Genomic DNA, 19,098 nt, shown 5'->3' with positions numbered 1-19,098 from the left:
ACGTCACCACGCTGCGCCGGCGGTTTCGATGATCACCTGATCGATGTCGCCGGCGAAGTAGTCGCAGCCGACCTCATTCTGGTCGCAGTCGATCTTCCCGCCGATCGTGATCGGCCAGCTGTTGTTGATCGGCCCGGTCCAGCCCTGCCGGCCGGCCACCCGCTGCCCGTCGATGGCGAGGGCCACCCCGGTACTCACCCGTACGCAGGTGACCACGTGCCAGGCCCCGTCGTTGATCGGGTCCCGCGCGATCGCCTGCAGCACGCCGCGACTCCCGCGGAAGTAGCACCCGACCCGTCCGTTCGGGATCTGCAGTTTGAAGTTCCCGCCCGGCGTCGTCGACTGGCCCTTCTGGATGATGTTGCCGAAGTGTTCGGTGGTACGCAGCCGAAGGGTCACCGCGAAGTTCCGATCACCGGGGTCCAGTGCCGGGTTGGCCGGGACGACAACCAGGTGGCCGGGGTGGGTCGGCGGAGTGTCCGGCTCGAGCCGGTCGAACCGGTAGGCGGTCGAACCGTTTATCGATCCGCCGATCCGAACCTCGCCGCCGATCTGTCCGTCTAGTCCGTTCCCGCTGCTGTCGGACATCCGGGTGGAGCCACCTGGCTCGTTCATCTCCCAGCGGGCGATCTGGGTGACGGTCGCGGCGTGCGCCGTCACCGGCATACCGGTCAACAGAAGGGTCGTGGCCAGGAGCGTCAACCAGCGTCGCATGGGAGTTCCTTGCGGGATGTCGGGTTGGAGTCTCCTTGAGACTAAACAGGAATAAGGTGCCTTTATTCCCGAATGCGATTAATCGTCATCTGCGGGGTGGTCGTCGACCCTCGCTAAGTGCCGGTTCAGCTTGGTAGCATCCCGCCGATCATGGCTGACAACCCCTCGACCGCCATGACGTTCCGGCCGGGGTTCCGCGGAGCGGCACCAGCAGGTCCGGTGCCTGGGAAAGACTGACTTTTCAGATAAGGATCGTGTCGAAGTGCTGCTGAATGGGACTGATAGTGAGACCTCGGAGCACAAGGTGATCGCCCCCAACCCGGGCCTGCCCAACTCGGGCCTGCCGAACCAGGCTCTCCAGGTGCTGGCACTGGCCCAGCGCACCGCGGAGGAGCACGTCGCGAGCGCCCAGCACCACGCGGACAAGATCCGCACCGACGCGCTCGCGACCGCCGAGCAGATCGCCCGCGACGCCCAGGCCCACGCCAACAACGTGCGCCAGGAGGCCGACCGGGTGCTCAACGAGGCGCGCGCCGCCGCGGAGCTGATGGCCCGCGAGGCGCAGGCGCGCGCCGAGGAGGCTCGCCGGGCCGCCGACAAGATCGTTACGGACGCCCGGCAGCGGGCCGAGTCCATCGCCGCGGACGCGATGCACGGCGCCGAGCAGCTGAAGCTGCAGGCCCAGCAGCGCTACGACGACGTGGTCGGCAGCCTGGGCGCCAAGCGCGAGGCGCTGCAGGGCCAGATCGAGGCTCTGGAGGGCTTCGACCGGGAGTACCGGGGCCGCCTCACCCAGTTCATGCAGGGCCAGCTGCGCGCCCTCTGGGCGGAGGCGCCGCAGGTCACCGCCGAGGTGATCGACGACGAGCCGGCCGCCGAGGAGATCGAGGCCGCGCCGCGGCACGGCCACTACGCGGTCGAGGACGCCGAGATGATCGCCGAGCACGACGAGCAGGATCGCTGACCTTCTCAGATCAGCGGCGGCGGGCACGGCCCGGCGCTCAGGACGATCGGACGGGCCCGTGGCGTTGATCGCCGCGGGCCCGCCTTGCATCTCAGCCGGCCCCGTCCGGCCGGCGCAGATCCCGCGCGGTCTCCCGCAGATAGGTCAGGAACCGCGCGACGGCCGGCGACAGCGAACGCCCGGCGACCGTGGCGGCATAGACCCGGCGCACCGACTGGTCGTCCGGATGCAGCCCGAGCAGCGTGATGTCGGCCGGCGTGCCACGGGCCGCGAGCGACGGCACCAGGGTCACCCCGAGGCCGGCGGCGACACAGCCCAGCTTGCCGGTCCACTCACCGACCGCGAAGTCGATCCGCGGGCGGAAACCGGCGGCGGCGCTGACCCCGAGCAGGGTCTCCTCCGGGCGCGTCGAGTTGGCGATGAACGGTTCGTCGGCCAACTCGGCGAGGCGCACGGTGCGGCGGCCGGCCAGCCGGTGGTCCCGGGGAACAGCGACCAGCATCCGCTCGTCGAGCAGGTGGTGCAGGTCGAACCGGTCAGGGTCGGGCGGCCCGGCCGGGACGGTGCTGACCACCGAGACGTCCACCTCCCCGGCGGACAACCGCTCCAGCAGCACCGGCGTGAAGCCCTCCACCAGGGACAGCGTGACACCGGGGAACGCGGTCCGGAACGCCGACAGGGCGCGCGGCACCAGCGCGGCGACCGCCGTGGCGAAGGCGCCGATCCGCAGCCGGCCGGCGTCGAGGGAATCAAGGTCGTCGACGGCCTGCCGGGCCGCGGTCAGCCGGTCCAGAACCGCCTCGGCGTACGGCAGCAGCGCGCGACCCTGCTCGGTCAGGGCGATGCCGCGCGGCAGCCGGTCCAGCAGGCGGGCACCCACCTCGGCCTCCAGCGCCGCGATCTGGCGGGACACCGCGGACTGGGTGAACCGGAGCCGCTGCGCCGCGGCGGTGATCGAACCGAGGTGCGCGACCGTACGGAACACCTCGAGCAGTCGGGTCTCCACCGAGCCATGCTAGCCAGGCATGGCAGCCATGCCGAACACTCGTTGGTCGCATGCCTTCGGCTCACCTAGTTTCAAGGTCATGACGAACATCGCGGTGCTCGGCACCGGCCGAATGGGCAGCGCGCTGGCCGCCCGGCTGCTCGCCACCGGTCATCAGGTCACGGTCTGGAACCGCACCCGGACCGCCTCCGCGCCCGCTGTCCCGGCGACCGTGGCGGACACCCCGGCGGCCGCGGTCGCCGCGGCGGAGGTCGTGATCACCATGCTCACCGACGGCCCCGCGGTCAGCGCGGTGCTGTTCGACGGTGGTGCCGCGGCCGCGCTGCGACCCGGGACGGTGCTGGTGCAGATGTCCACGATCAGCCCGGCGGAGACGGCGGCGATCGCGGAGCGGCTGCCGGTCGGGGTGTACTTCGTGGACGCCCCGGTCGGCGGGAGCGTCGACGCGGCGGCCGCGGGGACCCTCGCCCTGTTCGCCGGCGGCGAGCCGGACGCGGTGGAGCGGGCCGAGCCGGTGCTGAAAGAGCTCGGTACCGTGCGCCGATGCGGGCGGGCCGGATCCGGGTCGGCGGTCAAGCTGATGCAGAACACCGCCATGCTCACCGCCCTCGGCGGCCTGCACGACACCCTCGCCCTCGCCGCCGGCCTCGGCGTCGAGCGTGAACTGGCGCTCGACCTGCTGGCGAGCGGCCCGCTGGGGACGGCGCTCCGCCGGGCGGCCAGCACCACGGCGGACTTCCCCGTCGCGCTCGCCGTCAAGGATCTGCGGCTCACCCACGCCGACACCCCGGTCGTCGCCGCCACGCTGCGGTTGCTGCGGGCCGTACCCGAACAGTCCGCGGACCTGGCCGCGCTGATCAACCTGGAGGATCGATGAAGCTCACCCTGGACAACCCGGAGACCGTCGCCGCCCCGTACGCGGACCGGTTCGCCAACGTCGCCCGCCTTGACCTGCCCGGCGGGGCGCTGCTCACCCTCTCCGGACAGGTCGCGGTCGACGACGATGGCGCGGTCGTCGCGCCCGGGGACACCGGGGCGCAGAGCACCCGGATCTTCGAGATCATCGGTGGGCTGCTCGCCGCCCACGGCGCCACTTTCCGCGACGTCCTGCACGTCCGGACGTACCTGCTGGACATGGCCGACCTGCCGGCCTACGCGACGGTTCGCCGCCGGGTCTTTCCCGCCGATCCTCCCGCGAGTACGACGGTCCAGGTCAGCGCCCTGTTCCTGCCCGGCCTGACCCTGGAGGTGGAGGTGACCGCCGCGGTCCCGGCCACCTGATCCGGAAAGTAGACCGGGGCCGGTGGCGCGTTGTGGTCCGCAAGGGGCGCGGACGTCGCGCGGGATCGGCACGGGGCTCGGCCCGTAGCCTGGCCACGGTGCCCCGTAGGTCGTACCGGCGGAAAGGGTTGACAAGGAGCACCGGCTACCCGGACCGGACGTGGTCTTTCGTGGTGAGCCGGGTGCGGCGTTCGGGGCGGCGACCACCCGGCCCCCGCGCGGTGCCGTCCGCGGCCGGTGGGGGCGGGAATCCACGGCAGCCGGATGGGCGCCGCTGGGTGTGACTCGGGTGCCGGTCGGGTGCGCGTGGTGTTGCAGCGTTTTTGCGAGGATTCAAACTCCGATGATGTGTGGGGACCGCCACGGTCCCCGACGGACCAATCTGGTCCAGAAAGGTCTACGGTGGTCCCATGCCCCGCCCCACCAAGCAGCAGATCGACGACGAGATCCTCGACGCCGCCGCCACGCTGTTCGCCCGGCACGGCTTCAAGGAGACGTCGGTGCAGCGCATCGCCGACGCGGTGGGCTACTCCAAGACCGGCCTGCTGCACCGCTTCCCCACCAAGGAGGCGCTGCAGGAGGCGGTCGTCGAGCGCTGTGTACGGCAGATCCGGGAGGTCGCCGCGCTCGCCGCGAACCTGCCGCCCGGAGCGGAGCGCGACCGGTCGGTGATCACCGGGGTGGCCCGGCTCGCCGTCGGGCAGCCCGGCGCCGTCGCGTTGCTGCTCTCCTGTCTGCTCGCCGAGGGGGAGAGCGAGGTCGGCGCGGCGCTGCGGGTGATCGGTGACGAGGTGGCCGCCGCCTTCGGTGACGAGCCGTTCAGCGGCACCACCTTCGGCGCCGGTCCGGTCGCCGATCCGCGACGGGCGATCCGGGTCGTCGGCGCGCTCGGCGCGCTGGCGGTGGCCGGCGTCGCCCTGCGCGACTGTTTCACCCCTGATTCGGTCAACACCCTTGTCGACGTCGCCTATGACGCGCTCGGCCATCCACCCACTCACTGAACAAGGGACCCCTATGGCAACGCTGCTGCATCGCCTCGGCCTCGGTGCCGTCCGGCATCGCATCATCGTCACGGTCGTCTGGCTGCTCGCCCTGCTGGCCGTGGCCTTCGGTGCGGTCAAGCTCTCCGGCGAGACCGTCAACACGTTCCGCATTCCCGGCCAGGAGTCCACCACCGCGCTCGACCTGATGAAGGATCAGTTCGGGGACGCGTCCGCCGGCGCGCGGGTGCAGGTCGTGTTCGAGGCGCCGGCCGGTCAGAAGATCACCGACCCGGCGCTCGCCGGGCAGGTCGCGCAGTCCGTCGCCACGTTCGGCAAGCTGCCCGGCGTCGCGGTGGCGAGCGACCCGTTCGACCAGCGGAGCCCGGCGGTGTCGCGGGACCTGAGCACGGCGCTGACCACGGTCACCTACGGCGTGCAGCCGTCCGAGGTGACCGACGAGGAGCGCGCCGCGATCACCGAGGCGCTCGCCCAGGCCCGCCAGGGCGGGCTGACCGTGGAGGCCCGCGGTGAGGCGCTGAGCAACCCGGCCGACGTCGGCGGCGCCTCCGAGCTCATCGGCGTCGTGGTCGCCCTGATCGTCCTCGCCCTCAGCTACGGCTCGCTGGTGGCCGCCGGGATGAACCTGCTGACCGCGATCGTCGGGGTCGGCATCGGCGTCGCCGGCATCACCACCCTCTCCGGCTTCGTCCAGCTGCAGTCGACCACCCCGATCCTGGCGGTGATGCTGGGCCTGGCGGTCGGCATCGACTACGCGCTCTTCATCGTCACCCGGTTCCGGCACGAGTTGCGCGCCGGCAAGGACGTCGAGTCCGCCGCGGCGTACGCGGTGGGCACCGCCGGCTCGGCGGTCGTGACGGCCGGCCTGACCGTGGTCATCGCCCTCGCCGGCCTCTCCGTCGTCGGCATCCCGTTCCTCACCGAGATGGGCCTGGCCGCCTCGGCCACCATCGTCGTCGCCGTGCTCGTCGCGATCACCCTGGTCCCGGCGATCCTCGGGTTCATCGGCCGGAAGGCGCTGCCGCGCAAGCTGCGCGACGCCCCGCCCGCCGACGACACCGTCACCGAGGGGCGCGGCTTCATCCGCGGCTGGGCGCACACGGTCACCCGTCGGCCCGTCGCCAGCCTGCTGGTCGCGCTGGTCGCGCTCGGCGTGATCGCGCTGCCGTTCTTCAAGATGCAGACCACCCTGGCGCAGCGCTCGGCCGAGGGCAGCACCCAGGCCAAGGCCGACGCCCTCATCGAAGCGCGGTTCGGCCCCGGCGTCAGCGCGCCGCTGCTGATCCTGGTCGACGGGCCGAACGCGGTGGCGTACGCGACCACCGTGCAGCAGCAGATCGCCACGCTGCCCGGCGTCGCGCTGGCCACCCCGGCCCAGCCCGCCCAGAGCGGGTCCGCCGCCCTGATCACCGTCATCCCGGCCTCCGGCGCGGAGGACCAGAAGACCGTCGACCTGGTGCACGGCATCCGCGACAAGATCGCCGACAGTGACGGCGCCAAGGTGTATGTCACCGGCCAGACCGCGATCAGCATCGACGTTTCGCAGAAGCTCAACGACGCGCTCCCGGTCTACCTCGCGCTCGTCGTCGGCCTGGCGTTCGTGCTGCTGGTGCTGGTGTTCCGGTCGCTGCTCGTGCCGGTCGTCGGCGTGCTCGGCTTCCTGCTCACCATCGGCTCGGCGTTCGGCGCCACGGTCGCGGTCTTCCAGTGGGGCTGGCTCGCCGACGTGGTCAACGCCGGCTCCACCGGTCCGATCATCAGCCTCGCGCCGATCATCATCGTCGGCATCCTCTTCGGCCTGGCCATGGACTACCAGGTGTTCCTGGTGTCCCGGATGCACGAGGCGCACGCCCACGGCGCGTCGCCGCGCGACGCGATCGTCACCGGTTTCCGGCAGGCCGCCCCGGTCGTGCTCGCCGCCGCGACGATCATGTTCGCGGTCTTCGCCGCGTTCGTTCCCGAGGGCAACGACACGGTCAAGCCGATCGCGTTCGCCCTCGCGGTGGGCATCGCGTTCGACGCGTTCGTGATCCGCATGATCGCGGTTCCGGCGGCGCTCGCGCTGCTGGGCCGGTCGGCGTGGTGGCTGCCGAGCTGGCTGCGGTGGCTGCCGGAGCTCGACGTCGAGGGTGCGGCGCTGGAGCGTAAGGCATCCGCCGTCCCGGCCGAGCCGTCCGCTCCGGTCGTCGAGCCGTCCGCCGCCGGCTCCGCTGCGGACGAGACGCGTTCCGCGTCCGTCTGACCCGAGACAACGGGCGGTGCCGCTTCCGCGGCGCCGCCCGTTTCCGTTCGCCGTCGCGAACCCCTTTTCCGGGGTACGAACGGTGCCCTTCGCCCGCGTTCACAGCCCACATCGGATCGTGCGGTATCGCGGCGTTGACGGTACTTCGGATAGCGCAGTAGTGTGCCGTGCGTGGATACGACCCAGCTCCTCAAGGGCGTGCTGGATCTGGCCGTCCTCGCCGTGCTGCGCGAGGGCGACGGTTACGGCTACGACATCCTGCGCCGGCTCCGGGCAGCCGGCCTGCAGGACGTCGGCGACGCCTCGGTTTACGGCACACTGCGCCGGCTCTTCGCCAACGGCTTCCTGAACACGTATGTGGTGCCCAGCGACGAGGGCCCGCACCGCAAGTACTACGCGCTGAACGCCGCCGGCCGGGCCGAACTGGAACGCAACGGGAAGACCTGGCGCGGCTTCGCGTCGATCATGGACGATCTGCTTCGCGACCGGGGGACCGCGTGAACGACATCGCAGAGGACGAGATCACCGGCTACGTCGCCGAGGTGCGCCTGGCGCTCGGCGGCCTGCCCGAGGCCACCCGTGAGGAGCTGCTCGACGACCTTCCGGAGCACCTGGCCGAGGTTCTCGCCGAGGGCAACGGCACGCTGGTCGAGCGGCTCGGGGCACCCTCGGCGTACGCGGCCGAACTGCTCGCCGCGGCCGGTCTCGCCACCGAGTCGCCGAAGGATATGTCGCCCTGGGTACGCCCCGACGAGGTGCGTGAGCGGGTCCTGCGGTGGCTGCGGGCCGTCGACGTCCGTGTCGGCCCGGTCCTCGGTTACGAGCGGGCGAGCGAGTTCCTGGTCCTGCTGCGCCCGGCCTGGTGGGTGCTGCGGGGCTACCTGGTCGCCATGGTGCTGGCGCACCTGCTCGACGGCGGATCCGGGCCGGTCGGCCTGCTGCCCAGGATCGGCGACAGCGTGCTGGTGGCCCTGGCCCTGCTGGCCGGGTGCGTCGTCGCCTCGATCTGGTTCGGCCGCCGGGAGCTGCCCGACAAGCCCTGGCCGCGGTACGCCCTCTGGTCCGGGACCGCCGTGCTGGTCCTGCTCGCGCTGGCCGGGTTCGCCGGCGCCGACAGCAGCTCGCGGAGCACGCCGTACATGGATGCCACCTACAGCGGCGGCAGTCCGTACGACAGCGTGCAGGACGTCTTCGTCTACGACTCCCAGGGCCGCCTCGTCGAGGACGCCCTGCTCTACGACCAGAACGGCGCGCCCCTGCGACTCGGCAGTCAGTACTGTGTCGACCAGCGGACCGGTGATTCGTGGACGAGTTGGCAGCGCGGCTATCCGCACTGTCCGCAGGTCAACCCGTTCCGCTCCCCGCCCCCGTCCCCGACCGACGACGTGACCCCCTCCCCGGATTCCTCCGTCCCGGCGTCCGCCGCTGTTCCGGCCGCATCGGCTTCGGAGCGCCCGGCGGGTGGTGCGGTCTCGCCTTCGGCGTCCGTCTCCGCCCCGGCGCCGGCCCGCTCGTCGGCTCCGTCGCCCTCCGCGTCTCCGTCTCGATAGAGCGCCGCGCTCACGGGTTCCGGGCCGGCGTCAGGAATGGCGCCGGCCCGGCGCTCGGGGAAACGCCGGGCCGGCCCTACCGGGGACGGAACAGGGTCAGGCGGTCCACTTCACATAGGAGTTGAACTTGCCGGAGGCGTCGAAGGTGGCCATGTTGTCCCAGCCGTCTCCGGTGCCGTTGATGTTCGCCGGGTCCCAGCCGTTGCCGGCGATGGCGTACCAGGTCGGTTCCCAGTAGAAGACGCCGACGGCACCCGCGTTCCGGGCCGTGTTCTGGATCCAGGTGAACTCGGTGCCCTGGCCGGCCTTCGTCGCGGCCTGGCCGTCGCAGGTCGTGGTGCCGGGGATCGAGTTCGACTGGCCGTCGGCGTTGGCCGTGGTGTACATGTACGCGGTCTCGACGATCACGACCGGCTTGCCGTAGCGGGATTTCACGTCGGCGATCACGTTGTACAGGTTCGCCAGCGTGCCGTGCCACATGCAGTAGTAGGAGAGCGCGGTGATGTCCCAGGTGACACCCTGCGCCTTGATGCCGTCGTAGAACCAGCGGGCGTTCGCGTCGCTGTCCGCGTCCGCCGTGTGGATCATGACCTGGGTGCCGCTGTTGCAGGCTTTGGTCGCGTTGTAGCCCTGCTTGAGCAGGCTCGCCAGCGGCGCGAAGTTGCTGTTGGTGACCTGCCCCTTGGGCCACAGCATGCCGACGTTGATCTCGTTGCCGATCTGCACGCTGTCCGGGGTGGTGCCCTGCGACTTGAGCGCGGTGCACACGTCGTACGTGTAGTTGTAGACGTCGGTCTGCAACTGCGTGAGGCTGTGCGAGCTCCAGGCCGCCGGTGGGTACTGCTTGCCCGGGTCGGCCCAGGTGTCCGAGTAGTGGAAGTCGATCAGGAGCTTCAGGCCCTTGGCCTTGATCGCCTTCGCCTGCTGGAGCACCTTGGCCTTGTTGTTGTAGCCGCTGGCCGGGTTGTTCCAGACCCGCAGGCGCATGTAGTTGGCGCCGGCGCCGGCGAGGATGTCGTACGGGTCCGCCTGGGTCCCGGACGCGGTGTAGTACTTGCCGCCCAGGTCGAGGGTGCGCTGCAGCGTCGACACGTCGGCGCCGAGCATGGTGAGCGAGGCGGCCTGTGCGGGTGCGGGGTTGAGTGCCAGCAGCGTGACCGCGGCGACCGCGGACCCGATGAGGGCACGTAGGGATGTTTTCATTGCTCTCCTTAAGGGGGGAGGAGAAGGGGTGGTGGATCCCCCGTGAAACCTCAGCGACGCCAGACGATGTACGGGTTGATCCGGCCCGTGTCGTCGAAGGTCGCCATGTTCTCCCAGGCGTTGCCGGAGTTCTCGAGGTCCTCGGTGTCCCACCCGTTGCCGTCGATCGCGGTCCAGGTGGGCTCCCAGTAGAAGACGCCGAGCGCCCCGGAGGCCCGGGCGACATCCTGCACCTGCGTGAACTCGGTCGCCTGGCCCTGCGGCGACGCGGGGATCCCGTCGCACGGCGCGGCCGAGGTGATGATGTTCTCCAGGTGGTCGTAGTTGTCCGTGGTGTACGGGTAGGCCGTCTCGGCGATCACCGTGGGCTTGCCGTAGCGCGCCTGGACGTCGGTGAGCACGGTCGCCAGGTTGGTCAGGTCGCCGTGCCACATGCAGTAGTAGGAGAGCGCGGTGATGTCCCACTTCACGCCCTGCGCGGCGATCCCGTCGTAGAACCAGTGCGCGGCGCCGATGCTGCCGGCGTTCGCGGTGTGGATGATGACCTGGGTCTTGCGCGAGCAGGCCTTGGCGGCGTCGTAGCCGGCCTTGAGCAGCGACGCGAGCGGCGCGAAGTCGCTGTTGGTGACCTGCCCCCTGGGCCACAGCATGCCGGTGTTGATCTCGTTGCCGATCTGCACGCTGTCCGGGCCGGTCGCGCGGCACACGTCGTAGGTGAAGTCGTAGACGTCCCGCGCCAGTTGGGCCAGGTCGTGGCCGGCCCACGCCGCCGGGGTGAACTGCTTGCCCGGGTCGGCCCAGGTGTCCGAGTAGTGGAAGTCGATCAGCACCTTGAGCCCGTGCCGCTTGGCCTCGCGCGCCTGCCGCACGACCTCGGTCTTGTTGTTGTAACCGCTGGTCGGGTCGTTCCAGATGCGCAGCCGGACGTAGTTGACGCCGGCCTTCTTCAGGATCTCGTAGGGGTCGGCGCGGTGGCCGCGGACGTCGTAGAACTTCGCGCCGAGGTCGAGGGCGCGAGGGAGGGTGGACACGTCCGCGCCGAGCATCGACAGCCGGGGATGGGCCTGCGCGGGGGCGGCCGGCACCAGCAGGAGAGCGGTGGCGGCCAGGGCAACAGCGATTTTCATGACGCTCCTTGAAGACAGTCCATTGTCGACAAAAGGGACGTTGCACGGTGAAATCGCCCCAGGAAGGGGCCGATCAGGATCAGGCGGGGGAGGAGGCCCGCAGGACGAGGCTGGTGGGAACGGTGATGGAGAGCGGCGTACGGCCGTTGATCACGTCCACGAGGAGCCGGACCATCTCCTCGCTGATGCGTTCCAGCGGATGCCGCACCGTGGTGAGCGGTGGATCGGTGGTGGCCGCGAGACCCGAGTCGTCGAAGCCGACGACCCGCACGTCACCCGGCACCTCCCGGCCGGCCTCGCGCAGCACCGGCAGGGTGGCGGCGGCCATCGCGTCCGAGGCCGCGAAGACGCCGTCCACGTCCGGGACCCGTTCCAGCAGCGTACGCATCCCGGCCGCGCCGCTCTCCCGGCTCCAGTCGCCGTGCACGACGTACGCGGGATCGACCGCGAGGCCGTGGGTGGTGAGCGCGTCGGTGTAGCCGCGCAGCCGGAACACCCCACCGAAGGTGTCCTGCGGCCCGGTGATCGTGGCGATCCGCCGGCAGCCCGCGGCCAGCAGATGCTCCACCGCGCTCCGGCCACCGCCCAGGTCGTCGGCCGACACCGAGCTGATCGCGGCCTCGAAGCCGAGCACCTGCCCGCACGCCACGATCGGGACCTGCGCCTGCACCAGCTGCTTCAGCAGCGGGTCACCGGAGTGCGGGGAGACCAGCAGCACCCCGTCGACGTGGCCGCCGTTGAGGTACGCGATCGTCCGGCTGCGTTCCTCGGGGGTGGAGGCGATCATCAGGATCAGGGTCAGCTGCCGGTCGGAGAGCGCCTGAGCGACACCGCGCAGCAGCACCGAGAAGTTCGGGTCCTCGAAGAGCAGGTGCTGCGGCTCGGTGAGCAGGAACGCGATCGAGCCGGAGCGCCCGGTCGCCAGGGACCGGGCGTGCTGGTTGGTGGTGTAGCCGGTCCGGGAGATGGCGTCCTGGACCGCGCGCACGGCCTCCGGGCTCACCCAGTCGCGCCCGTTGAGAACCCGCGAGACGGTTGCATACGACACCCCGGCCTCGCGAGCGACATCGCGGATGGTGGGGCGTTTGCGCGACACGTTCGGGATCATAGTCTCCACCGCCCCTACGCCTTGACGCCACCGGCGGCCAGGTCGACCTGCCAGTACCGCTGGAGCGTGAGGAAGAGGGCGATCAGCGGGATGATCGACACCAGCGCGCCGGTCACCACCGCCGTGTACATCGACGGCTGGCTCGCGCCCTGGTTGAGCAGGCCGTTGAGGCCCACCGTCAGCGGGTAGAGCTTGTCGTTGCCGAGCATGATGTACGGCAGCATGAAGTTGTTCCAGATCGCCACGAACTGGAACAGGAACACCGTGACCAGGCCGGTGCGCATCATCGGCAGGACCACCCGGGCGAAGGTCCGCCAGTCGCCCGCCCCGTCGATCCGGGACGCCTCCAGGATCTCGCCGGGCACCGCGGCCGCGGCGAAGATCCGGGCCAGGTAGATGCCGTACGGGCTGATGAAGCTGGGCAGCAGCACCGCCCAGTAGGTGTTGGTCAGCCCGACCTTCGCCAGCAGCAGGTACTGCGGGATGGCCAGGATGACGCCGGGCACCAGGACGCCGGCCAGGATCACGTTGAAGACGAAGCCCTTGCCGGGGAATTCGAACTTGGCCAGGGCGTACCCGCTCATCGCGGAGATGAACGTGGAGACGGCCGCGCCGACACCGGCGTAGAGCGCGGTGTTCGCCATCCAGCGCCAGTACAGGCCGTCCCGGTAGCCGCTCAGGTCGGCGAGGTTGTCGAACAGGTGGGTGCTCGGGGCGAGGGTGAACGTGGAGAAGAGCTCGCCGCTGCTCTTGCTCGACGCGATCAGCACCCAGATCACCGGGAACAGGCAGTACGCCGCGCCCAGCAGCAGCAGTGTCGTAGCGGTCTTGCTGGTTCTCATGACTCTTCCTGGTTGAACGCGCGACGGCCGACGAGCTTGAGGAAGCCGAAGGACAGGACGAACGTGGCCACCGCGATGACCACCGAGGTTGCGGCCGCGGCGTAGATGTCGTTGCGGACGAACGCGTCCCGGTAGACCTTCATCAGGGGCGTCCAGGTGAACGAGATCGTGTTGCTCAGCGGCTTGAGCGTCATCGGTTCGGCGAAGACCTGCAGCGTCGCGATCATCGAGAAGACGAACGTCATGATCAGTGACGGCAGCACGATCGGGATCTTGATGCGCCACGCGATCGCCAGTTCGGAGGCGCCGTCGATCCGGGCCGACTCGTACAGGCTGGTCGGCACGGCTCGCAGCGCGGTGTAGAGGACGATCATGTTGAAACCGGTGCCGCCCCAGACCGCGACGTTCGCCACCGCGTACAGCACCCAGGACGAGGAGAGCAGTTCGGGCGCGTGGATCCCGAGCTTGTCCAGGGTGTAGACGAACGGGCTGACCCGGGGCAGGTAGAGGAAGCCCCAGAGCAGCGAGGCGACCACGGCCGGCACCGCGTACGGCAGGAAGATCGAGATCCGGGCGAAGCCGCTGAACCCGGGCCGGGTGCGCCCGGCGTCCAGCAGCAGGGCCATCAGCAGCGCCAGGCCGAGCATGGCCGGGACGACGACCAGGCCGTAGCCCAGGATCCGGTAGACGCTGGGCAGCCACTCCGGGTCGGTCATCGACCGGGTGTAGTTGCTCAGCCCGGCCCACACCTCGGTGCGGGACTTGGAGCCCAGGCCGAGGCCGCTGACCTTCACCTTGCGCAGGCTCAGGTAGCCGGCGTAGACGATCGGCGCGGCCAGGAAGAGCGTGAAGAGCAGCAGACCGGGGGCGAGGAAGGCGTACGGGACGCGGGCGCGCCGGGACGGCGCGGGCTTTCGAGCGACCGGCGCGGCGGTGGAACTGGGTCTGGTGGTGGTCAGCGTCATCGCCGAAACCTTCCTGGGAGGGACCGGGCGAGACGCTGGAGACGGCGTCCCGCCCGGTGCAGGTCATCCGGCGACGGTGAAACCGCTGTTCTTCATGTCGTCCACGGTCGCCTTCTGCATGGTCACGAGCGACTCGGTGAAGGCGGCGGCCTTCTTCGACTCGGCGGCCTTGCCGAAGGCGTCGTTGAACGCGCTGTACGCGACGTTCACGTTCGGGCCGTAGGTGAACGGCTTGGTGACCTTCGCGGCCTCCGCGGCGATGGTGTAGAAGTCGGCCTGGTCGGCGAAGAACGCGGGCGGCGTGGTCAGCACGCTGGTGGCGTCGTTCGCGGCCGGGTAGACGTTCGCGGTGCCGGCCAGCAGCTTGAGGGCCGCCGGGTCGCTGTTGAGCCACGCGACGAACTCGGCGGCCTGCTTCGGGTGCTTGCTCTGCGAGGTGACGCTGGTCGCCGAGCCGCCCCAGTTACCGGTCGCCGGGCCGGCGGCGTCCCACTGCGGCATCGCGGCGGCCTTCCACTTGCCCTTGGTGTCCTTGGCGCTGCCCTCGAGCACGCCCGGCGCCCAGACCGCGGAGACCCAGCCGACCTGCGTGCCGTCGTTGAGCGCGGCGTTCCACTCCGGGGTGTACATCGGCTTGTTGTCGATGACGCCCTTCTCGACCAGGCCGCCCCAGTACCCGGCGACCTTCTGGGTCGCGGCGTCGTTGATGTTGACGGTCCACGAGTCGCCGTTCACGCCCCACCAGGACGCCCCGGCCTGCTGGGCGAGACCGGCGAACAGGCCCGCGTCGCTCGCCGAGAACGTGCCGAGGTACTGCTTCGGGTTCGCCTTGTGGATCGTCGCGGCCGCGGCGGCGTAGTCGTCCCAGGTCTTCGGGGCCTGCAGCTTGTTCTTCTCGAAGATGTCCGAGCGGTAGAAGAACATCAGCGGGCCGGAGTCCTGCGGGACGCCGTAGACGGCCTCGGAGCCCAGGGTCACGGCGTTCCAGGCGGCGGCCGGGAACTTGTCCTTGAGCGAGCCGGCCTCCTTGCCGATGTCGGCCAGGGCGTCGGCGGAGACCAGGGTCGGGATCTTCTGGTACTCGGCCTGCATCACGTCGGGGGCGCCGGAGCCGGCCTTGATCGCGGTCAGCAGCTTGGTGACGGCCGGGTCGCCGCCGTCCTGCTTGTTGACCGTGACCTGGATGTTCGGGTGCGTGGAGTTCCAGCCCTCGACGACCTTGTCCATGTTCGGCGCCCAGCTCCAGTAGGTCAGCGCGACCTTCTCGGTGCTGGTGGCGGCATCGTCGGATTTGTCGCCGGAACTGCTGCACGCTGAGGTGAAGAGCGCGGCGGCGGTGAGGGTCGCCAGCACAGGGGCGAGCTTTTTATACATCGATTCTCCTTGATCGCATTTGATCGGGAAGAGAAGGCGGGGGATCGGGCTCAGAGTCAGGTCGGTGCCTGTGACCGGTTACAGTGCTGCTGTTACGGCGATGTGTCAAGCCCTTGCTTCCTCCCCGTTACGCCTGTGTATCGTTCGGGCTCGCCGGGCTGTGACCGGTTACAGCCAAATGCCAGAGGAGGGGTTCTCGTGCCCACTGACCCATTGACGTGGCCCGAGCCGCTCTCCGTTCGCCACACCGGGTGGGCGACACCGCTGACCCGGCCGCGGATGAGCAACGACGAGGACGTCCGGCCGGGCGTGTCCCTGACCAACCGGTACCTGATCAAGGACGGCGCGCCGGTCATCCCGGTCTCCGGCGAGCTGCACTACAGCCGGGTGCCCCGGCACCGCTGGGCGGAGCGCCTGCGGCAGATGAAGGCGGGCGGCGTCACCGTGGTGGCCAGCTACCTCTTCTGGCTGCACCACTCGCCGGCCCCCGGCGAGTACCGCTTCGACGGCAACCTGGACGTGGCCGCCTTCGTCGACCTGGCCGTCGAGACCGGCCTCGACGTCGTGCTGCGCCTCGGCCCCTGGGTGCACGCCGAGAGCCGCAACGGCGGCTTCCCCGACTGGGTGCGGAACGCCCCGGTCCGGCACCGCACCGACGACCCCGGCTACCTGCGCCTGGTCGAGGAGTGGTTCGCCGCGATCGGGGCCGCGGTCGGCGACCGATTCGCCACGGTCCTCGGGATCCAGCTCGAGAACGAGCTGTACACCCAGCCCGAGCACCTGCGCACGCTCAAACGGATGGCCCGCGCGGCCGGGATGTCCGCGCCGATCTGGACCGCCACCGCCTGGGACAGCGCCGAACTGCCCGAGGAGGAGGTCCTCCCGCTCTACGGCGGCTACGGTGACGGCTTCTGGGTCGACTCCGACGCGCCGTGGGCGCCGAACTTCCGCGACCACTACTTCTTCTCGCACGTCTGGGACGACCCGGGTATCGGCGCCGACGTGCGGCGGGCGCAGAACATCGAGGCGGCCAAGGGCGGTCCGCGCACCCCGTCCGAGCTCTTCCCGGCCGCGACCTGTGAACTCGCCGGAGGGATGGCCACCGCGTACCACCGCCGGCCGCGCCCGTCCGCGCTCGACGTCGCCACCATCGCGCACTGCAAGATCGGCAACGGGTCGGCCTGGCAGGGCTACTACATGTACGCCGGCGGCACGAATCCGGTCGGCACCGACATGGGGGATTCAGGGGGCATGCAGGAATCACACGCCACCGGTTACCCCAACGACCTGCCGCGCCTGGGCTACGACTTCCACGCCCCGATCGGCGAGGCCGGCGCGCTCGCCCCGAGCCACGCCGAGCTGCGCCGCCAGCACATCTTCCTGGCCGCCTTCGGCGCGAAGCTGGCCGAGATGCCGTCCAGCCTGCCCGACGTACGCCCGAACGGTGTCGAGGACGGCCGGACCCTGCGCTGGGCGCTGCGCAGTGACGGCCGCAGCGGCTTCCTCTTCATCGCCTGGCACCAGCCGCACTTCCCGCTGGACACCTACCGCGGCGCCCGCTTCAAGGTCGTCCTCGACGACGGCGAGCTGGAGTTCCCCTCCCGGCCGGTGGACATCCCGGCCGGCACGCTGGCCCGCTGGCCGGTCAACCTGACCGCGGGCGGCGTCCGCCTGCCCTGGGCCACCGCCTCCGCGCTCACCCTGCTGCCCGGCGCGGTGCCCACCCTGGTGCTGCTCGCCGAGGCCGGAATCCCGCCCGAGCTGGCCGTTTTCGATCAGGGCTCGGTGGTCGTCCGGGAGCTCACCCCCGGCCTCGAGCCGCTGCGGGTCGAGACCGAAACCGGCGTCCTGGACATCCTCACGCTCCCGGCCGGGACCGCCGGGTCCGTCTGGGTCAGCGAGGAGGCCGGCCGCCGGCTCCTGCTCAGCGACGACGAACTGCAGTGGGACGCCACCGGGCGGCTGACGCTCAAGACCGCTTCGATCGCCTCGGTACGGGTGTACGACCCGGCCGCCCGCGCCTTCGCCGACCTGCCGATCACACCGGACCGCGCCCCGCTGCGGGTGGACGTCACCGCCACCGAGCTGCGCGCCGCCACCGCCGTCCCGGCCGAGTACGGCAAGCACGACGGGCGCGTGTCCGCCCCGGTCCGGGCGGCGTTCGACCAGCACGCCGCCGTCTTCCACCTGGAGCTGCCGGAGTGGGCCGCCGACCCGGAACACGACGCGCTGCTGGAGATCGACTGGGCCGGTGACGCCGGTGAGCTGCGGGTCGACGGTGTCACCGTCACCGACCGCTTCTGGGACGGCTCCCGCTGGCAGGTCAACCTGACCGACGCCGGACACCGCCGCGGCGCCCGGGTCACCCTGCACCTGTTGCCGCTGGCCACGGTCTCCCGGGTCTCGCTGCCCCCGGAGGCCCGTGACCGCCTCGTCGCCGCCGGCTCCCAGCTGCTGGCGATCGACGCGATCCGGGTGACCGGGCGCAGTCTCACCACCGAGCCCGCACCGGAACACCGGGTGCGCAAGACGTCCCGGCGGATGGCCGACGGCCGGGAGATCATCTACTTCGACGACACCGAGCCGTACGTCTCCGGCGCCGCCGCCCGGCGGGCCGAGGACACCCGGCCGCTCCCGCCGGCCGAGGAGGTGCTCAAGGGCGGTGCCCAGCTCCGGTACGACCAGCTGACCGGCGAGTGGATCGCGATGGCGGCACACCGCAACGACCGCACCTTCATGCCACCGGCCGATCAGGACCCGCTGGCCCCGACCGTGCCGGGCGGGTTCCCGACCGAGATCGCCGAGGCCGGCTACGACGTGGTCGTCTTCGAGAACCGGTTCCCGTCGTTCTCCCCGCGCAACGACCTGCTCGACGGGCACGTCGACGGCGATCCGCTGTGGCCGGTGCGGCCGGCCGGTGGTCGTACCGAGGTGGTCTGCTTCTCCTCGGCCCCGAAGGGGTCGTTCGGCAGCCTCACCCCGCACCGCGCCCGGACCGTCATCGAAGCCTGGGCCGACCGCACCCGCGAACTGGGTGAACAGCCCGGCATCGAGCACGTGTTCGTCTTCGAGAACCGCGGCGAGGAGATCGGGGTGACCCTGCCGCACCCGCACGGCCAGATCTACGCGTTCCCGTTCGTGCCGCCGAAGGCCGCCCGGATGCTGGAGATGGCCGAACGGCACCGGGACCGGACCGGCGGCAACCTGTTCCGCGACGTCCTGGACGCGGAGCGGCGCGCCGGGAGCCGCATCGTGACCGCTTCCGAACACTGGACCGCCTACGTGCCGGCGGCGGCGCGCTGGCCGGTCGAGGTGCACCTGGCCCCGCACCGCGACGTCGCCGACCTGCCCGCGCTGACCGGCCCGGAACGCGACGACCTGGCCCGGATCTACCTGGACGTGCTCGGGCGGCTCGACCGGTACTTCCCCGGGCCGGAGCCGCTGCCCTACATCGCCGGGGTGCACCAGGCCCCGGTCCACCTGGGCCGCGACCTGTTCCGGCTGCATCTGCAGGTGTTCAGTGTCCTGCGCGCGCCCGGCAAGCTGAAGTATCTGGCCGGCGTCGAGTCGGCGATGGCCGCCTGGATCAGCGACACCACCCCGGAGAAGATCGCCGCCCGCCTCCGCGAAGTCGCCTGACCGGCATCCCGCCGCAGGTCGCCTCCGTCGCGGGCGCCGGGCCGGCGGTCCCGTGTGGTTGGATGATCTTGAATATCGAACC

At 70.8% G+C, this 19,098-nt stretch carries 16 protein-coding genes; 8 read left to right on the top strand and 8 right to left on the bottom strand.

Going from position 1 to position 19,098, the window contains the following annotated elements:
• Positions 1–3: 3 nt before the first annotated feature.
• Complete coding sequence (locus tag CHC09_RS18290) at positions 4–714, bottom strand: laminin G domain-containing protein (RefSeq protein WP_089294339.1); 711 nt, start codon at positions 712–714, stop codon at positions 4–6.
• A 304-nt stretch (positions 715–1,018) separates the two neighbouring features.
• On the opposite strand from CHC09_RS18290, the gene CHC09_RS18285 reads away from it, so the two are divergent.
• Entirely contained in the window at positions 1,019–1,678 is a 660-nt protein-coding gene (locus CHC09_RS18285) for a DivIVA domain-containing protein (protein ID WP_239138438.1), read from the top strand.
• A 91-nt stretch (positions 1,679–1,769) separates the two neighbouring features.
• Here CHC09_RS18285 and CHC09_RS18280 read toward each other — a convergent pair whose 3' ends face one another.
• Positions 1,770–2,684 carry a LysR family transcriptional regulator gene (locus CHC09_RS18280; protein ID WP_089294337.1) on the bottom strand — a complete coding sequence of 305 codons (915 nt, stop codon included), beginning with the start codon at positions 2,682–2,684 and terminating at the stop codon, positions 1,770–1,772.
• 79 nt (positions 2,685–2,763) lie between these two features.
• Between CHC09_RS18280 and CHC09_RS18275 the strand changes: the two genes are divergently transcribed.
• From CHC09_RS18275 to CHC09_RS18250, 6 genes are all read left to right on the top strand, one after another.
• Entirely contained in the window at positions 2,764–3,561 is a 798-nt protein-coding gene (locus tag CHC09_RS18275) for an NAD(P)-dependent oxidoreductase (RefSeq protein ID WP_179277167.1), read from the top strand.
• A complete protein-coding gene (locus tag CHC09_RS18270) occupies positions 3,558–3,965 on the top strand; it encodes a RidA family protein (protein WP_089294335.1) in 408 nt (135 codons plus the stop codon). Before CHC09_RS18275 ends, CHC09_RS18270 begins: the two co-directional genes overlap by 4 nt.
• 410 nt (positions 3,966–4,375) lie before the next feature.
• Complete coding sequence (locus CHC09_RS18265; RefSeq protein WP_089294334.1) at positions 4,376–4,966, top strand: TetR/AcrR family transcriptional regulator; 591 nt, start codon at positions 4,376–4,378, stop codon at positions 4,964–4,966.
• A 13-nt stretch (positions 4,967–4,979) separates the two neighbouring features.
• On the top strand, positions 4,980–7,208 hold the full coding sequence (locus tag CHC09_RS18260; protein WP_089294333.1) for an MMPL family transporter: 2,229 nt from the start codon (positions 4,980–4,982) through the stop codon (positions 7,206–7,208).
• Between the two features lie 171 nt (positions 7,209–7,379).
• Positions 7,380–7,709, top strand: coding sequence for a PadR family transcriptional regulator (locus tag CHC09_RS18255; protein ID WP_089294332.1), 330 nt, complete (start codon positions 7,380–7,382; stop codon positions 7,707–7,709).
• A complete protein-coding gene (locus CHC09_RS18250) occupies positions 7,706–8,758 on the top strand; it encodes an HAAS signaling domain-containing protein (protein ID WP_239138439.1) in 1,053 nt (350 codons plus the stop codon). The genes CHC09_RS18255 and CHC09_RS18250 overlap by 4 nt, the downstream gene beginning before the upstream one ends.
• A gap of 96 nt (positions 8,759–8,854) precedes the next feature.
• On the opposite strand, the gene CHC09_RS18245 is transcribed toward CHC09_RS18250, so the two are convergent.
• The 6 genes from CHC09_RS18245 to CHC09_RS18220 all read right to left on the bottom strand — a co-directional run bounded on the left by CHC09_RS18245 (position 8,855) and on the right by CHC09_RS18220 (position 15,377).
• Positions 8,855–9,961 carry a glycoside hydrolase family 53 protein gene (locus CHC09_RS18245; protein ID WP_089294331.1) on the bottom strand — a complete coding sequence of 369 codons (1,107 nt, stop codon included), beginning with the start codon at positions 9,959–9,961 and terminating at the stop codon, positions 8,855–8,857.
• 50 nt (positions 9,962–10,011) lie between these two features.
• Positions 10,012–11,088, bottom strand: a complete 1,077-nt coding sequence (locus CHC09_RS18240) for a glycoside hydrolase family 53 protein (RefSeq protein ID WP_089294330.1) — start codon at positions 11,086–11,088, stop codon at positions 10,012–10,014.
• A 79-nt stretch (positions 11,089–11,167) separates the two neighbouring features.
• Entirely contained in the window at positions 11,168–12,184 is a 1,017-nt protein-coding gene (locus tag CHC09_RS18235; protein WP_239138440.1) for a LacI family DNA-binding transcriptional regulator, read from the bottom strand.
• Positions 12,185–12,210: 26 nt separating this feature from the next.
• Entirely contained in the window at positions 12,211–13,038 is an 828-nt protein-coding gene (locus CHC09_RS18230) for a carbohydrate ABC transporter permease (RefSeq protein ID WP_089294328.1), read from the bottom strand.
• Positions 13,035–14,003, bottom strand: coding sequence for a carbohydrate ABC transporter permease (locus tag CHC09_RS18225; protein ID WP_089294327.1), 969 nt, complete (start codon positions 14,001–14,003; stop codon positions 13,035–13,037). Before CHC09_RS18225 ends, CHC09_RS18230 begins: the two co-directional genes overlap by 4 nt.
• A 63-nt stretch (positions 14,004–14,066) precedes the next feature.
• Positions 14,067–15,377: an ABC transporter substrate-binding protein gene (locus CHC09_RS18220; RefSeq protein ID WP_089294326.1), complete on the bottom strand. Its 1,311-nt coding sequence runs from the start codon at positions 15,375–15,377 to the stop codon at positions 14,067–14,069.
• A 198-nt stretch (positions 15,378–15,575) separates the two neighbouring features.
• Between CHC09_RS18220 and galT the strand changes: the two genes are divergently transcribed.
• Complete coding sequence (galT, locus tag CHC09_RS48710) at positions 15,576–19,016, top strand: galactose-1-phosphate uridylyltransferase (RefSeq protein ID WP_307833939.1); 3,441 nt, start codon at positions 15,576–15,578, stop codon at positions 19,014–19,016.
• The last annotated feature ends 82 nt before the right edge of the window (positions 19,017–19,098 follow it).

The organism is Actinoplanes regularis, assembly GCF_900188005.1.
GTDB lineage: Bacteria > Actinomycetota > Actinomycetes > Mycobacteriales > Micromonosporaceae > Actinoplanes > Actinoplanes regularis.
This window is presented reverse-complemented; position numbering and strand designations above follow the sequence as displayed.

Bases quoted from the DNA above. Each gene is read 5' to 3' on its own strand.
- CHC09_RS18260 (WP_089294333.1), top strand. From the start codon at position 4,980: ATGGCAACGCTGCTGCATCGCCTCGGCCTCGGTGCCGTCCGGCATCGC.
- CHC09_RS18270 (WP_089294335.1), top strand. From the start codon at position 3,558: ATGAAGCTCACCCTGGACAACCCGGAGACCGTCGCCGCCCCGTACGCG.
- CHC09_RS18275 (WP_179277167.1), top strand. From the start codon at position 2,764: ATGACGAACATCGCGGTGCTCGGCACCGGCCGAATGGGCAGCGCGCTG.
- CHC09_RS18290 (WP_089294339.1), bottom strand. From the start codon at position 714: ATGCGACGCTGGTTGACGCTCCTGGCCACGACCCTTCTGTTGACCGGT.
- CHC09_RS18265 (WP_089294334.1), top strand. From the start codon at position 4,376: ATGCCCCGCCCCACCAAGCAGCAGATCGACGACGAGATCCTCGACGCC.
- CHC09_RS18240 (WP_089294330.1), bottom strand. From the start codon at position 11,088: ATGAAAATCGCTGTTGCCCTGGCCGCCACCGCTCTCCTGCTGGTGCCG.
- CHC09_RS18230 (WP_089294328.1), bottom strand. From the start codon at position 13,038: ATGAGAACCAGCAAGACCGCTACGACACTGCTGCTGCTGGGCGCGGCG.
- CHC09_RS18245 (WP_089294331.1), bottom strand. From the start codon at position 9,961: ATGAAAACATCCCTACGTGCCCTCATCGGGTCCGCGGTCGCCGCGGTC.
- CHC09_RS18220 (WP_089294326.1), bottom strand. From the start codon at position 15,377: ATGTATAAAAAGCTCGCCCCTGTGCTGGCGACCCTCACCGCCGCCGCG.
- CHC09_RS18225 (WP_089294327.1), bottom strand. From the start codon at position 14,003: ATGACGCTGACCACCACCAGACCCAGTTCCACCGCCGCGCCGGTCGCT.